Source organism: Lentibacillus halophilus (assembly GCF_039522485.1).
Lineage (GTDB): Bacteria > Bacillota > Bacilli > Bacillales > Amphibacillaceae > Lentibacillus > Lentibacillus halophilus.
The window spans coordinates 36,369-52,293 of record NZ_BAAADM010000055.1; the positions used below are offsets into that span (position 1 = coordinate 36,369).

The window sequence follows — 15,925 nt, forward strand, 5'->3', positions numbered from 1 at the left end:
GGGAATGCTTTCTCCCCGGAACGCGCATTTGCCGAAATAATCCCCAACTCGTGATGGTCTTTCTCGTAAAATGCACTTTGAAGCAATCGAGCTTCCCCATTGTCTCCAATTATTTCCACCTTGAAAAAAGCGCCGTTTCGTTGCAGGGCTGCATAAAATTCTGTCATGTTATTGATTTTTGTTCCATTAACTTTTGTTACGGTTTCGCCGGCTGTAATGCCCAAACGATAAGCGGGTGTATCCGGGATAACCGCCAGCACTTTGATACCACGCTCATTTTTATGAAAAAATGATTCTTTCATCCGATCGTTCTGACGATGTCTGTAATTGATATACTCTCTGCCAATGATTCCGGTTATGATGGCAGCTAATGAAAGCCAGCCCACGTAAAGACTTCCAACGGCCAGTAATAATACGGTCATAGCAAGAATCACCAATGGTCGTACCATCGCGTCGGCAGCTTTTTTCGGAAATGATCCTTGCACCGCGTGATTAAAACCGATAACAAACGGAATCAATGCCAGTCCATACGATTCTCCGTTGATCGAGATCAACGGCCAAAATGATGCAAACGCTGTGATCGGGCCTTCCGGAATTAATATAAAAAACGGTATAAGACTTACTTTTTTAAAATGATGAACACCAATCCAATGCCCGCGGCGGCCATGTTGCAATGCCGGAAAAGACGTATCCCGGCCACTTTTTTGCAATAACAGCGCTTCTGCTATCAAAAGTATAGCAAGCAACAAACCAAGACCAGTGAAATTGACTGCGGACGGGAAAATGGAAGAAGGAAACATCCGGTCGGGAAGCGCAACCGGAAGAAATAACAGCAGCAAATAGCTGATCCCTATTGTGTATACCGGTGAAAGAAATGTGAAACGAAGCGTCAGACTGAGCGCCATCGTCACGAGTGCCACGGCGTCCATCATCTGCTTGTTAAAAACAACACCGGCCCCCACTGCCACAATGGATAACAATAATCCAAAACCGATGGCAATAGACCACGTATGCTGTGATTCCATAAACAGGGGGAACAGCTTTCGACCAAAGTTCTTCCGTTCTTGTCGAATCCGCATCACCCCAGATAAAGCGATCACGATGACTGTCCAATAAACGAGCGGATTCAGGAAAAACCTGACTATTCCATTCCATAATTCCATTAGCCACGTCTCTGCCATGATAATCACCTTCCGCAACTGTCTACTGTGATACTAAAATCTTATTTGTTTTATTCGGGATGAGATGGGTATTTTCCTGCATAAATAAGAAAGAAACCGCGAGTATCGTCAAAACCCGCGGAAGCCATTCATACGGAGCGGTTTCATACGCTGCCGCATCTATTTATTAATACAACACGTTCAGTGCTTTGTCCATTTGTTTATCATCATCACCACTGCGAATGTGTTTGACCAATTTGGTTTCCAGGAGTCCCGCTGTTTTATCCGTCACTTTTCCAGTAACCTCCATATCCTGGTCCATTTGGAAAGCTTTAACAGCCGCCTCCGTATCATGATTGAAATAGCCGTCTGTGCGTCCGGGTTCATAGCCCAATCCGTTGAGCATTGTCTGAATCGTTTTCACATCATCACCCGTATCGTTGAATGTCAGCGGCTCTTTCAGTTCCACCGGGTTGGTGAAATAGTAAGGGGGTTGCTTCACTTTCACGGTTGGCTTAACGCCCTTTTCATGAATCCATGTGCCGTTTGGAGACAACCATTTAGCGAGCGTCAGTTTTACTCTGCTTCCATCACCAAGTGAAAGGGCCCGCTGGACGGTTCCTTTGCCAAAACTTTTTGTTCCAACGACATCATAGCCGGTTTCCTTCATGGCCACGGCCAATATTTCCGATGCAGAAGCACTGCCTTGATTAATCAGTACACTGATTGGATATGGCTTTTTCTCATCCAGATTGGAATACGATTTGGATATCTTCCCATTTGAATTTTCAATTTGAACGTATGGAGTGTCCTTAGGTATAAAGTTTTTTAAGATGTCTTCAACTTCGGTTAATATTCCGCCTGGATTTCCCCGGACGTCGATAACCAAACCATCTATCCCTTTGTTTTCCAGTTTTTTCAGCTGCTTGGAAAAGTGATCTGACGTTTTATCCGAGAACGATGTTATTTCCATAATACCCGTTTTCTTTCCATCAATGGTTTTCACGTTCGAGTAGACGGTTTCCACCGGGATATCATCACGTTCCATGGTGACGTCGAAAGGTTCAGAAACACCATCACGCTGCACTTCAATCACGACTTCCGTTCCTTTCTTGCCGCGAATTTTCTGCACAGCTTCCTGTAAATTAAGTCCGGATACACTTTCACCATTAACACTTAATATTTGATCATTGGGACGAAGCCCTGCTTCTTCTGCAGGGGAATCCTTGATTGGCGATACAATCGTAACTTTGCCATCGACCATGCTTACCTCCGCACCAATCCCTTCAAATGACGATTCAATTTGTTGATTAAACTTCTTCATCATTTCTTCATCAAGATACGAACTGTACGGATCGTCCAACGAAGAAAGCATACCTTTAATCGCACCGTCGATGAGTTGCTTGTCTTTCACATCTTGCAAGTAGTTTTCTTGAATGATGTCATACGCCCGTGACACTTTTTCCATTTGCTTCGGTGACTTACCGTTGTCCTGATTCGTTTGTCCGTCTGCTTCATCCTCCGCTGGTTCCGGACCGGATTGTGCCAGTTTCACACCGGTAAATCCACCGGCAAATGCCAAAATCAATGCAGCGAACAATAATATAACAATATGTTGCTTCTGCAGTTTCATGTTCTCACCCCAATTGATAAATTTCCCGGATGGCTGATAGATGATAAAAAGCTAAAAAGGCATCACACCGTAAATGTGCGATGCCTTTCATAATATAGCTTATGCAGGCTGTATGCAATAGCATTCATGTTTATTGAAGGAATGGCATTGGATTAATACCACCGTGATAACTCCATTTTCCATTATGGACTTCAAAATGAAGATGGGAACCATATGAATCTCCTGTATTACCGACAGCACCCAAGCTGTCCCCGGTGGATACGGACTGACCGAGACTTACCGACCGTGCAGACATGTGAGCGTATACGGTTGATTTATTATGCTGCGGATGATACACATACACCACATTTCCGTAGGACGGGGAATAAGCTGATCTCGTTACCACACCAGATGCAGCTGCTTTGATATTTGTACCGGTTGAAGCGGCAATGTCAATTCCCAAATGATCGCCATATGGTGCCGGCCTTGGCCCATAACCGGAGGAAAAGCTGCCATTCGCCGGCCAAATGAACATTCCATTTCCGCCCGATCCGTGATTATTACTTGTCAATTGATTCAGTTTGCTTTTTGCATCTTTCTTTGCCTGTGCAATAACAGCAGCCTGATCTTTCAATGCTTGTTGTTTTTCAGTAACACTCATTTTGTATTCTTCCAGTCGATCCTGCTCCGCTTTCAATTCACCAAGCTTGTCCTCTTTTTCATTCATTTGCTCTTCTAATTGCGTCCGCAATGATTCAAGTTCCTGCTGCTGATCTTCAAGTGACGCTTTTTTATTTTCGACCGTTGTTTTCTTGCTTTCTATTTCTTTTTTCTTGTTTTCTACTTCTGTTTGTTTCGCTTTCAGCTGTTTCTTTTCTTTCACCTGTGTTTCCATAATGTTCTGGTCTTGCTCCATGATGGTGTTAACAGCGGAGGAACGTCTGATAAAGTCACCGAAACTGTTCGACCCCATGATAACTTCTATGTATTTCATATTTCCGCCATTCGACTGAATAGCACGCAATCTATCTTTCAATATTTTTTCCCGTTTTTTAATCCGTTTTTTCAATTTTTCAATGTCTTCTTTTAGGTTATCAATTTTGTCATTCAACTCGTCTATCCGATTTTTCAATTTTTCAAGCTTCTGTGTCGTTTCAGCTATTTTATTTTCTTTTGCCTGAATGGATTGCCTTGTTTTATTTAGTTCCTTGTTAATATGGTCAATATCGCTATTAACAGAGGCTTGATTTTCCTTGTTCGCTTTTATTTTTTGTTCAGTACTCTCTTTTTTATTTTGCAAATTGGATTTTTTATTGTTCAAGTTTTCCTGCTTGTTTTTCAGTTCGTTGATTTCCTGCTTCACGTCACTGGTTGACTCGGCTGATACGTTATGTAAGTCGGTTAGACCGATTCCGAAAATAACCAAGGCAGCAAACGAATAGGCCATCATTTTTTTCATTATCATATCCCCTCTCCTCGTGAATTGTTTATTAAATCTTCAAGAATTTACGGACACTCATCACGCTTCCCCATACACCGATGAATGCTCCGATAACCAAAATGATCAAAGACAGTTGCCACGCGAATGGACTGAATGGCAGTATGTCCACGAAGTCATATGGAATTTGATCACTGATATTGTTGTCTAAGTAATAATAGCCGCCGAGAACAGCCGCTATCGGCAGAATAGCTCCAAGCACGCCCAACAACATGCCTTCAACAAAAAATGGCCAGCGAATGAACCCGTTGGTTGCCCCAACAAGCTTCATAATACCGATCTCTCTGCTCCGGGCCATGATAGTAAGTTTAATCGTGTTTGAAATAAGGAATATGGCTGTGAAAACGAGACCGACAATCAGAACGAGGCCAATGTTCCGGGCATATTCATTAAAAGAAAACAGCTGATGAACCGTGTCCTTTCCGTAGTTGACATCCTGGATGTTATTCAAGCCTTTAATCTCCTTGGCTAGCGATTTTGTGTCAGCTGGATTTTTCGCCTTCACGACATAAGCATGGTTGAGCGGGTTATCCTGTTTAAACATCTTCCATGAGCTACCTTCTTCGCCCATACCTTCAATCAGCTGATCAAGTTGCTCATCCTTGGAGGAAAAAGCAACGGATCCTACATCATCAATGGATTTAATGTCCTTCTGGAGTTTCTGTATGTCATCTTCAGAGGCTGTACGGTCGATGAATGCATCAATTTGCACTTCTTTTTCCAGACCGTTCGCCATATGATTGAGGTTAAGCATCAAGGCGAGAAAAGCACCAACAAGTAGAAGTGTTGTTGTTACGGCGCCGACAGAAGATACCGTCATCCAACCGTTGCGGAAAATATTTTTAATGCCTTCGCGCAGATGACGTTTCATCGTTCTAAATTTCATAGCCGTATTCACCTCGATGTTCGTCACGCACGATCAATCCATCTTCAATAGCTATCACACGCTTTTTTTTCGCGTTGACAATTTCTCTGCTGTGGGTAGCCATTAAAACCGTCGTTCCCCGTGCATTAATTTCTTCAAAGACTTGCATAATCTCCCATGATGTTTCTGGATCCAGATTGCCAGTCGGCTCATCAGCTATGACAATCTTCGGACGGTTAACAATGGCACGGGCAATGGAAACACGCTGCTGTTCACCCCCGGAAAGCTCGTCCGGAATAAAACGTGCCTTATTTTTCAATCCCACCAATTCAAGCACGTCCATGACGCGTTTGCGTATGTTTTGTGGTGATTCTTCGATAACTTCCAACGCAAATGCAATATTTTCATAGACTGTCAGTTTTGGAAGAAGTTTAAAATCCTGAAAAATGACACCGACGCTTCTGCGCAGCCATGGAACATGTTTTTCCTTCAGATTGTTCACATTCATATCATTAATGGTAATGGTCCCCTGCGATGATTGGGCCTCCCGATATATTAACCGAATGAATGTGGATTTGCCGGCACCACTTGGTCCGACAATGTAGACAAATTCACCTTGCTCAATCGTTATCGTTATACCATTGAGTGCCGTCACACCATTGGTATACGTTTTATGTACATCGTTCATCTCTATCATATATGATTCACCTTTGTCCCGTAGTGTTGTTAAACTTGGATGTCGATTCTAACTAACAGAGTAAGCAACGCTTCAACTTGTCCTTTTGCTTAATACATGACGACAAAATCTATTATTAATTGCCATTATAACATTTTTCAGCAGAAATTTTAGACATAATTATATTACATTTTCATTTCAATTTCCTCGTTTTTTGTTACTTTTGTAATATTTGTCTGTTTAAGTCGATTATTATTGGAAAATAGGAGGGTTGGTTGGAAATAAATTCCATATTCATAAAAAAGTTTGGCCCGTTTTTTGTTAAAACGAGCCAAATCAGTGTGTGTACGGTTATTATTTTTTCTCTGCAAGCCATGACGCAACGGTCTCTCTGTTTTCTTTGGAAACGTCTTGAGCCTGCATTTGCCCTTTACCATTCTTAATGATATCAGCGATTTCATCGGCCGAATACTTGGAGCCGACAGATGTCAAGTCAGGACCCACCTGACCGGAAAGATCACTGCCATGACATGATGCACAGTTGTTTTGGAAGATTTCTTCTGCTCCAGCGGTGGTGGTTCCACCGTTTTCACCGGTGGATTCCTCTGTACCCGTACCGTTGTCGCCATTGCCTCCATCATCGGTACCACCGTCATCTCCGCCGCCACATGCGCCGAGCACAAGTGCCATGCCGAAGAGAACAGATAATAACGCTTTTTTCATGGTTCATTCCCCCTTACGTAATATTTTGGAAAGGTGATCACGGATTATTATAACCCATTTCCATCATTTTAAACCAACCGTTTATCCTATCAATTGTATAACTGTATACGTTACACGCCCGACATAGCAGACGTTCAGGGGATTTAACCATTTAATGACTTTTTTGTGACTATATTTTCTAATTAATCAAGGAACGCAAGTAGGAATCGATAAACGAATCGATATTTCCATCGATGACGCCCTGGGCATTCCCAACTTCGACATTGGTACGGTGGTCCTTCACCATCGTGTACGGATGAAAGACATAAGAGCGTATTTGACTGCCCCAGCCAATTTCTTTTTGTTCACCGCGAATGGCATCAAGCTCCTGCTGCTGCCGCTCCAATTCCCGCTGATACAGTTTGGATCGGAGCATTTTCATCGCACGTTCCCGGTTTTGTATTTGCGACCGTTCGGACTGACAAGTCACAACGATCTTTGTTGGCAAGTGGGTAAGACGAACAGCCGAGTCGGTTGTATTAACGTGTTGTCCCCCGGAACCACTCGCCCGATACGTATCCATATTAATATCTTCATCGTTGATTTCGATATCGACGTCATCATCCATTTCAGGCGTAACCTCACATGATGCAAACGATGTATGCCGTCTACCCGAGGAATCAAACGGTGATATTCGGACAAGCCGATGAACACCTTTTTCCGCTTTCAGATAGCCGTATGCATTATGCCCTTTAATCCACAGTGTCACACTTTTTACACCGGCATCATCGCCCGGGAGATAATCAAGTGTTTCGACGGTGAATCCTTTACGTTCAGCCCAGCGCTGATACATTCGCAATAAGATGCTGGCCCAGTCCTGGGATTCCGTTCCACCGGCGCCGGGATGCAGTTCCAGAATCGCATTGTTCTGGTCGTACGGCTCACTCAACAACATGTTCAGTTCAAATTGATTAACGTCACGGCGCAGGTTAATCACACTCTGTTCCAAGTCGGTAAACAACTCCGGATCGTTTTCTTCGTTCACCAACTCATAGGAGACTTCAATGTTTTCCCGCTGCTTTTCCAGTTCATCAAAGCCTTCCACGTAACTTTTTAGTTGGTTTGATTCGTCGATCACTTTTTGGGCTTCTTCCTGATGGTTCCAGAATTCCGGCTCTGTCATCCGCATCTCCAGCTCTTTTATTCGTTCCCGTTTGGCATCTAAGTCAAAGAGACCCCCTGAATGCATTAATTCGGGTCGTTAGTCGACCTATCTCGTTTCCAATGTCTGCAAAGTCCATCTCTCTCACCTCTTATTCGTTTCGTACAATTTCCAGCATTCGGCGCCTGTCCTATTTATTTCCCGTGGCAATGCTTATATTTCTTTCCGCTGCCGCACGGGCATGGTTCGTTCCGGCCAGTCGTCTCCGTTTTCACATATGGTTTACGTGATTTTTTCGTTTCTTCCTGTCCACCGGATACAGCCTGTGTATTCTGGGCAACTTCTTCACGTTGGAGATTGTCTCTTATTTGAGCCTTCATCACATATCTGGCCACTTCGTCTTCAATATCAACAACCATCTGTTCAAACATTTGAAAGCCTTCCGATTGATACTCCTGAAGAGGGTCATTCTGGCCATACGCACGCAAATGGATGCCCTGGCGCAACTGGTCCATTTGATCAATATGGTCCATCCATTTCGTGTCCACCGTCCGCAGCACAATGACTTTTTCAAATTCACGCATCTGCTCAGGGGAAAGTTCCTGTTCTTTTTCATTATAGCGATGAGTCACAATACCCATAATGAAGTCAATCATTTCATCCGGATCTTTTCCTTTAATGTCGGCGACTGAAATGTCCTCGGGGTCCAACAGGTTGCCATGAACATACTCAATAATCGACTCCAGTTCCCAGTTTTCGTCAAGTTCATCCTGGGTATTCGCACGCACAACACGTGCCAAAGATGACCGGATCATACCTTCAACGATTTCACGAAGGTTTTCTGTCGCTTCAATGACATCAAACCGTTGCTTGTAAATAATTTCCCGTTGTTGCCGGAGGACATCATCGTAGGACAGCACTGTTTTACGGGCATCGAAGTTATTGCCTTCCACCCGTTTTTGAGCCGATTCCACAGCCCTGGAGACCATTTTGCTTTCAATGGGCTGAGAGTCGTCCATACCGATACGCTCCATCATGGAACGCATGTTTTCCGAACCGAACCGGCGCATCAAATCATCTTCCATGGATAGATAAAACTGGGATACACCCGGGTCGCCTTGACGTCCGGAACGTCCGCGCAATTGATTGTCAATCCGGCGTGATTCATGACGCTCCGTGCCAATGACGGCCAGTCCGCCCACATCCGGAACACCTTCACCAAGTTTAATGTCGGTACCGCGTCCGGCCATATTCGTGGCAATGGTAACGACGCCTTTTTGCCCGGCATTTTCGATAATATCGGCTTCCCGGTAATGGTTTTTAGCGTTCAAAACGTTATGCGGGACGCCTTCTTTTTTCAACATTTTCGAAATCAATTCCGACGTTTCAACGGCCACGGTACCAACCAGAACAGGCTGGCCTTGTTCATATCGTTCTTTAATATCCGCAACGACAGCGCGGAATTTCCCTTCGATGGATTTATAAATCATATCCGCTTTGTCCTCACGGATAATCGGTTCGTTCGTTGGAATAGCAATAACATCCATATTGTAAATGTTGCGGAATTCCTCTTCTTCCGTTTTAGCTGTACCGGTCATACCGGAAATTTTCTGATACATCCGAAAGAAATTTTGAAACGTAATGGACGCAAGCGTCATGCTTTCATTTTGAATCTGCAGCCCTTCTTTTGCTTCAATGGCCTGGTGCAGACCATCGCTATAGCGGCGCCCTTTCATCAGACGGCCGGTAAATTGGTCGACAATGACAACCTCATCATCTTCAACGACATAATCGGTATCACGTTGCATTGATACATGAGCTTTCAATGCCTGGTTAATGTGATGCGTAAGCGAAACATGATCCAAATCAAACAAATTCTCAATATTGAAATAACGTTCCGCTTTATTGATACCTTCTTCCATCAATTGAACGCCTTTTGTCTTTTCATCATACGTATAATCCGTATCGCGTTTTAGTGTCCGGACAAATCCGTTTGCCTGCTGATACATGGTGGCCGACTTCTGTGCTGATCCGGAAATGATGAGTGGTGTACGGGCTTCATCAATCAGTATCGAATCCACCTCGTCAATAATAGCAAAATTAAGTGGCCGCTGCACCATTTGTTCTTTATACAACACCATGTTGTCACGTAGAAAATCAAAACCAAATTCGTTGTTGGTACCATAAGTAATGTCACTGTTATAGGCTTCCCGCTTTTCTTCTTTCGACATACCATTACCGTTTAATCCAACGGTCAGGCCCAGAAAGTTGTACAATCGGCCCATATCTTTGGCGTCACGATCAGCCAGATAATCGTTGACCGTAATAATATGGACGCCATTTCCGGATAAGGCATTCAAATAAGCCGGCATAGTTGACGCCAGCGTTTTTCCTTCCCCTGTTTTCATTTCTGCTATATTACCTTCGTGCAATGCCAATGCACCCATCAGCTGTACAGGAAATGCACGCATGCCGAGCACCCGTTTGGCTCCTTCCCGTACCACTGCAAATGCTTCAACGAGCAGATCATCCAGAGACTCTCCGTTGGTATGGCGTTCTTTAAATTCTTCCGTTTTCCCTTTTAGATCATCATCCGATAAGTTCTCTATATCCGATTCCATCGACTCTATTTGATCAACTTTTTTCTGTAAACGGGTAAGTTGTTTTTTATTTCCATCCCCGAAAATTTTCGACAATAATCCAGCCATATAAAACGCTCCTTATAGGATTTCAACATAAGCGACGTAACCTATTATAATCCATTTTATATCATAACGCATCCCTTGGTTTGTTACAACTCATGCCACACTGGCCGTTACGTCGCCAAGAAGCTGTCAGAATGCTTGGAGAACCATTAAAAAGGAAGAACCGTCCGGGGGTGAACGGTTCTTCCTGGCGGGGATACTAGAGGCTGCGTGAAGGTGATCAAAGGGAAGCTTATGTAAGTGAATGACTGTATGACTGCTCTTTTTGCTTCCTGTCCAATTCGGCAAGCCTGGCATTGGTCGATGCAATAATTTCCAATAATTGGGCTATGGTCTGTTCATGTTGTTCGACCTTTCTAGCGAGTTCATCATATTTGCATCCACTCACATCAAAAGCTCCTTTCAAATGGTGTATTTTAGTTATAGCATACAACGGAGAACCGGCGCTAATAGCCATTTTTGAATTTTTGTTTGCCATTCGACACATTTTTACAATACATTCATTATTTCAGACCCTATTTGCAGCATGGTTCGTAAAAATGACGGCTATGTTACAAACTAAAAGTGAAATTTGGCACGTTGAATAACATTTTTCGACAACCCTTTGCAATCGGGACCTGTTTTTTTAAAACGTGCGGAATATTAAAAGGCGGTCCCATGTGTATGCATACAGGAACCGCCCGGGTATTCGAACGCTTTATTCAACTGTTGGGTTCAATCAGACCATATCGTCCGTCTTTGCGGCGATAAACGACATTGGTGTTGCCGGAATCCGCATCGTTGAATACATAAAACGCGTGACCCAGCATATCCATTTGCAAGACCGCTTCTTCGGAATCCATTGGCTTCAGATCAAAGTTTTTTGTACGAACGATCTCAATATCGTCCGATTCGTCCTGTTGATTGTTATTTTGTGCTTCGTTTTCCATTTCAGCAAAAATATGTTTCGGTGCACCTTTTTGTCTGAATTTGCGATTCACTTTTGTTTTGTATTTGCGAATTTGCCGTTCCAATTTGTCCACAGCAAGATCAATAGCCGCATAGAGGTCCACATGCTGCACTTCTGCACGGAGCAGCAAATCTGTCATGGGAATGGTTACTTCAATTCGTTGTTCGTCATTGTAAACACTCAGGTTGACATGTACATCAGATGAAGGCGGTGTATCAAAATACCGTTCGAGCTTACTGATTTTCTTTTCCACGTATTCTTCTATGGCTTTCGTTACTTGGATGTTTTCACCACGAATATTATATTTCATAACGTATCCTCCTTTCACCTTATATGGGTATTATACTATATTTTTATCTATATTTCCTCCTTTGCAAACAATTTTATATATGAAAAAACAAAGATTAATAGAGATCCGGTGGCATTTGCCAATGAACTCATGGCGTTCACTCTTTCAAACGGCCGCTTCATCCTCTGATCAGTGTCATGGCATAGACTGAAGGAGAGCCATTCTGCTTCAGTACAAACGCGGCATGCCTTAATGTTGTTCCGGTTGTATAAATATCATCCGTAAGAACGACCGGATTAGTAATAGATTCGGTCACCTTAAATGGATTTCGTCCGCTGATTCGTTCCCACTTCGTTTTTTTGGACTGTTTTTCGCCATGTGTTCGCATCAATACCGACCGGGTTTTGCGCGGCAGACTGTCCGCAAGCCGTGCAGCCTGGTTGAAACCGCGGTCTTTCAGGCGGTCGTCACTAAGTGGAATCGGCACAATGACAGCATTCCTCGACAAAAACGAAAAATGCTTCCGGAACGCCTGCTGGTAAGGATGTTGAAATACGTCTCCCAAACAATAATCACCCCGATATTTCCATCTGGCAATCATCTCCCGCATAGCTTCATTGTATTGAAATACAGATACATTCCACGCAAGCGGATCCGCCCCATTCTGCCAATCATTTTCCCAACGTCGGCAATCCTTGCACACGGTTTCCTCGCTCATTCGGCTGCATTTGACACACCGCTCTCCCGTCAAAGCAACCAATGTATGTTCACAGGAAGCGCAAAGAGACATCGGTTCCGTCAACGTCAGGACCGTTTTCCACGTTATGGACGGAACGATATGTTCATCACACCATAGACAATTCATTGCTAAGGCCTCCTCGTTGATTCATTTGTTTAATCGATCGAATGGCTGTCACCATTGCCTCAGTTTTGCCGCTATGAAAAAATACGACGTCGCCGGTCGGGTCATGTGGGCTCCGGCCAGCCCGTCCAGCTATCTGAATTAGCGCGGCTTCATCAAATACGTGATGATCCGCAGCCAAAACCGCGACATCCACAGCGGGAAACGTGACACCACGCTCCAGAATCGTTGTCGTTATTAACATATGAAATGACCGGTTGCGAAACTGCTGGATGATGTGCTCCCGGTCGTTGTGGGAAGCATGTACGGCCCGAACAGAACAATCATCCAGCACGCTCGCCATATGGTCGGCGAGCGTTTCAGCGAGATGGATGGATGGAACAAACACCAATATCTGCCTTTCCGGATGTTTGCGCCGATTGTACCATTCGAGAAACCTATCGGGAGGACGGAAACGATCGAGATCTTTCTTCAACGAGCGGCTCTTGCGCAACATCGGAACAGGCAATGGATGGCCGTGAAAACGGACTGGGACGAACACATGGGGAAGTTTTTTTGCGGCGATTAGCATTTGGTGCTTTTGCCGTGGTGTGGCTGTGAGATAGATCGTGGTGCCTGACGGTTTGACCGCGCGCCTAACGGCAAACGGCAATGACGGATCATTGGTATACGGGAATGCATCTACCTCATCAATAACCACCGTATCAAACGCATGTCGGAAGCGCATTAACTGATGTGTCGTTGCAATGATGAACTGCGCCGTTCCTTCTTTGTTACTACTTCCACCATACAATGCTTGAATATCGATTCCTGAAAAAGCCTGCTGCAGCCTGGGAAGCAATTCCTGAACCACATCTGTCCGGGGCGTGGCCAGACACACCCGTTGCCCTTGCCTGAACGCTTCTGTTAAGCCGGATATCATCATTTCCGTTTTGCCAGCACCGCAAACAGCCCATACCAACAACTCTTTGTCATGGTGCTGAATGGCCCGACCAATTCGATCAGCTCCCTGTTTTTGGGCCATCGTTAAGGTCCCGGTCCATGTGCAGGCATCCAAATGACACGGCCACGTCACATCAGGGCCTGTCCATTGATATAAAGGGGTGCATGCCATCACCCGTCCCATATCGATGCATTTGCGGCAGTACATATGAGTCTTATGACAAATCTGGCAAGGAATGCGGCCAAACAATGATCGTTTCCTGTTGCCGCACCGCTGACACTCATGTTGAAAATATTTTCGCTGAATGGCGGGCATTGGGGTGACATACGAGGCATCTAGAAGCTGTTGAAAGATGGAATCATCCAAATGGATTTCATGTCTGAGCAATAATTTTCCTTGATAATGACGAGACCATTCCTGCGATTCATTCTGCTTCATCGCGTCACGCTCCTTCCAAAAATAAGATCGAGGCTGGGACAAAAATAAATACCTTCTAGATACGAACGATATATTTAAGACGTCGTCATCGCTTGGAAAAACAGTGTGCTTTCTTCAGGCCTTTTGTCCCAGCACACCGCGCAATAAAAGGAACCCCGGAATTACGTTTTGTACCAGCAAGCACCAATAGCGCCTTCCCCGAGATGCGTACCGATAACAGGACCGAAATAGCTGACAACGGTATCCATCTCGGGGTAGACCGCGTCAAATTGTTCCTTCAGTCTGACGGCAGCTGGTTCATCATTCGCATGAATAAACGCTACCCTCAGCTTGTCTCCGTCTGCCGCATCCTCTTCCAGCATGCCCGTTATACGGTTCAACGCTTTTTTTCTGGTACGAACTTTTTCAAATGGAACAATTTGTTTGTCAACAAAATGTAAGATCGGCTTCACTTGCAGCAAACTGCCGACAATCGCTTGGGCGCCATTGAGACGTCCACCGCGCTGCAAATGACTCAAGTCATCTACCATGAAATAAGCCCGCATGCTGTTTTTCATATCATCAAGGCGCTGAATGATCCGCTCCGGAGATTCACTTGTTTCAGCGAGTTTAGCGGCCTCTTCCACATAAAAACCCTGTGCCATGCAGCTCAACTCCGAATCATATGGATACACAGCGATTCCTTCTGCCATTTCACCAGCAGTGACGACCGCTTGATACGTCCCGCTTATACCACTGGATAAATGAATCGACATAACGGCATCATAGTCCGATGCCAATGCTTCCAACTTTTCAACGACCATCCCGATGGAAGGCTGAGACGTTGTCGGCAGATTTTTGGATTCCTTTACTTTCCGGTAAAACGTTTCTGTTGTTATGTCGATTCCCTCGCGGTAGGATTCATCACCAAATGTGACACTTAACGGCACAGTATGAATGTTGTAGCGATCCATCAATTCTTCGGGCATATAAGACGTGCTATCCGTCAATACAGCAATTTTCATCAATACCTTCTCCTTATGAGACATGTCTGTTTTCTCTTATTTTATATGAAAAAGCAAAGACATGCATTCATTTCCAAAAGCTGCAAAAAAAGGGGCAACTAGCTATATCTGTACATCCACCCACCCCTTGCGAATAGCCAAGACAACCGCTTGAGTACGATCATTGACATCCATCTTCTGTAAAATGCTGCTGACATGATTTTTAACAGTTTTTTCGCTAATGTACAGTGTTTCGGAAACCGCTCGATTGCTTTTTCCGTCCGCAAGAAGCTGTAAGACCTCACACTCCCGGCTTGTCAGAAGATGCACCGGTTTATGGAAGCTGATGGATGGCTCAGCCACACTGGCACCGAAATCTGTTTCCTCGGCCAGGCGTCTGTATTCCCTGACCAAATTATGCGTTACTTTCGGATGAAGGTAAGACCCCCCTTCACGGACCGCTTTAATCGCTTCTATTAACGAATCGGAATCCATTTCTTTCAATAAATAGCCTTGCGCACCAGATTTCAACGCATGCGTCACAAAACGATCATCGTCATGAATGGACAAAATAATAACACGAACGTCCGGAAACCGTTTAACAAGATCCGTTGTTGCCTCGAGGCCATTCATTTGTGGCATATTAATATCCATTAAAACGATATCGGGTGCGTGCTCCTCGACAAGATCGGCAGCACTATAACCATCATCCCCCTCGGCAACCACGGCAAAGGATGGTTCAAATTCGAGAATACGCTTCACGCCTTCCCGGAATAGTTTATGATCATCAATCAGTACAATATTGGTCTGTTTCGTAGTCATCAGTCAGGTTCCTCCCAAAGGATCATTCTATTGTTTCATTCATCTACTAAAGTATCAATTGGTTATAGTATACCTTATCTACGTTAAAAAAGAGAATTTTATGATAGATTATGCGGTTCCGACTCTTCCAGCTTATGTGTCCTCCCTTGTCACCAGCTTATGTTATAATAATTCGACAAACATTCCTTTCCCAAGGGGGTTGTCATCGGTGCAACCATAACGTCAAACATTTATCAGCGGGATCCCCTACTGAAGGCGG

General features: G+C 44.4%; 14 protein-coding genes. All 14 read right to left on the bottom strand.

Features of this window, described 5'->3' with window-relative positions:
* On the bottom strand, nt 1-1,181 hold a 1,181-nt coding region (locus ABDZ72_RS12980), incomplete at its 3' end, for a PDZ domain-containing protein (RefSeq protein ID WP_343753834.1).
* A gap of 166 nt (nt 1,182-1,347) precedes the next feature.
* Nucleotides 1,348-2,793, bottom strand: coding sequence for a S41 family peptidase (locus ABDZ72_RS12985; RefSeq protein ID WP_343753835.1), 1,446 nt, complete (start codon nt 2,791-2,793; stop codon nt 1,348-1,350).
* A gap of 130 nt (nt 2,794-2,923) precedes the next feature.
* Entirely contained in the window at nt 2,924-4,231 is a 1,308-nt protein-coding gene (locus ABDZ72_RS12990; RefSeq protein WP_343753836.1) for a murein hydrolase activator EnvC family protein, read from the bottom strand.
* A 31-nt stretch (nt 4,232-4,262) separates the two neighbouring features.
* Nucleotides 4,263-5,156 carry a permease-like cell division protein FtsX gene (gene ftsX / locus ABDZ72_RS12995; RefSeq protein WP_343753838.1) on the bottom strand — a complete coding sequence of 298 codons (894 nt, stop codon included), beginning with the start codon at nt 5,154-5,156 and terminating at the stop codon, nt 4,263-4,265.
* Nucleotides 5,146-5,832: a cell division ATP-binding protein FtsE gene (gene ftsE / locus ABDZ72_RS13000; RefSeq protein WP_343753840.1), complete on the bottom strand. Its 687-nt coding sequence runs from the start codon at nt 5,830-5,832 to the stop codon at nt 5,146-5,148. The genes ftsX and ftsE overlap by 11 nt, the downstream gene beginning before the upstream one ends.
* Before the next feature lie 333 nt (nt 5,833-6,165).
* Nucleotides 6,166-6,534 (bottom strand): cytochrome c551, encoded by a 369-nt coding sequence (cccB, locus tag ABDZ72_RS13005; RefSeq protein ID WP_343753842.1) that lies wholly within the window; start codon nt 6,532-6,534, stop codon nt 6,166-6,168.
* 178 nt (nt 6,535-6,712) lie between these two features.
* A protein-coding gene (gene prfB / locus ABDZ72_RS13010; protein WP_425542387.1) for a peptide chain release factor 2 occupies nt 6,713-7,814 on the bottom strand; the annotation gives its coding sequence in 2 pieces (ribosomal slippage) (nt 6,713-7,750 and nt 7,752-7,814; 1,101 coding nt in all).
* A 55-nt stretch (nt 7,815-7,869) separates the two neighbouring features.
* Nucleotides 7,870-10,383, bottom strand: a complete 2,514-nt coding sequence (gene secA / locus ABDZ72_RS13015) for a preprotein translocase subunit SecA (RefSeq protein WP_343753844.1) — start codon at nt 10,381-10,383, stop codon at nt 7,870-7,872.
* A 229-nt stretch (nt 10,384-10,612) separates the two neighbouring features.
* Nucleotides 10,613-10,768 carry a hypothetical protein gene (locus ABDZ72_RS13020; protein WP_343753845.1) on the bottom strand — a complete coding sequence of 52 codons (156 nt, stop codon included), beginning with the start codon at nt 10,766-10,768 and terminating at the stop codon, nt 10,613-10,615.
* Nucleotides 10,769-11,081: 313 nt separating this feature from the next.
* On the bottom strand, nt 11,082-11,639 hold the full coding sequence (gene hpf / locus ABDZ72_RS13025) for a ribosome hibernation-promoting factor, HPF/YfiA family (protein WP_343753847.1): 558 nt from the start codon (nt 11,637-11,639) through the stop codon (nt 11,082-11,084).
* A 157-nt stretch (nt 11,640-11,796) separates the two neighbouring features.
* On the bottom strand, nt 11,797-12,483 hold the full coding sequence (locus ABDZ72_RS13030) for a ComF family protein (RefSeq protein WP_343753848.1): 687 nt from the start codon (nt 12,481-12,483) through the stop codon (nt 11,797-11,799).
* Nucleotides 12,464-13,861, bottom strand: coding sequence for an ATP-dependent helicase ComFA (locus tag ABDZ72_RS13035; protein WP_343753850.1), 1,398 nt, complete (start codon nt 13,859-13,861; stop codon nt 12,464-12,466). Before ABDZ72_RS13035 ends, ABDZ72_RS13030 begins: the two co-directional genes overlap by 20 nt.
* Nucleotides 13,862-14,022: 161 nt before the next feature.
* Complete coding sequence (locus ABDZ72_RS13040) at nt 14,023-14,865, bottom strand: DegV family protein (protein WP_343753852.1); 843 nt, start codon at nt 14,863-14,865, stop codon at nt 14,023-14,025.
* A 102-nt stretch (nt 14,866-14,967) separates the two neighbouring features.
* A complete protein-coding gene (locus tag ABDZ72_RS13045) occupies nt 14,968-15,666 on the bottom strand; it encodes a response regulator (RefSeq protein ID WP_343753854.1) in 699 nt (232 codons plus the stop codon).
* Between the last annotated feature and the right edge of the window lie 259 nt (nt 15,667-15,925).

Coding starts and splice junctions, on each gene's coding strand:
- ftsE (WP_343753840.1), bottom strand. CDS start 5,832: ATGATAGAGATGAACGATGTACATAAAACGTATACCAATGGTGTGACG.
- ABDZ72_RS13035 (WP_343753850.1), bottom strand. CDS start 13,861: ATGAAGCAGAATGAATCGCAGGAATGGTCTCGTCATTATCAAGGAAAA.
- secA (WP_343753844.1), bottom strand. CDS start 10,383: ATGGCTGGATTATTGTCGAAAATTTTCGGGGATGGAAATAAAAAACAA.
- ABDZ72_RS12985 (WP_343753835.1), bottom strand. CDS start 2,793: ATGAAACTGCAGAAGCAACATATTGTTATATTATTGTTCGCTGCATTG.
- cccB (WP_343753842.1), bottom strand. CDS start 6,534: ATGAAAAAAGCGTTATTATCTGTTCTCTTCGGCATGGCACTTGTGCTC.
- ABDZ72_RS13045 (WP_343753854.1), bottom strand. CDS start 15,666: ATGACTACGAAACAGACCAATATTGTACTGATTGATGATCATAAACTA.
- ABDZ72_RS13030 (WP_343753848.1), bottom strand. CDS start 12,483: ATGAATTGTCTATGGTGTGATGAACATATCGTTCCGTCCATAACGTGG.
- ABDZ72_RS12990 (WP_343753836.1), bottom strand. CDS start 4,231: ATGAAAAAAATGATGGCCTATTCGTTTGCTGCCTTGGTTATTTTCGGA.
- ftsX (WP_343753838.1), bottom strand. CDS start 5,156: ATGAAATTTAGAACGATGAAACGTCATCTGCGCGAAGGCATTAAAAAT.
- hpf (WP_343753847.1), bottom strand. CDS start 11,639: ATGAAATATAATATTCGTGGTGAAAACATCCAAGTAACGAAAGCCATA.
- ABDZ72_RS13040 (WP_343753852.1), bottom strand. CDS start 14,865: ATGAAAATTGCTGTATTGACGGATAGCACGTCTTATATGCCCGAAGAA.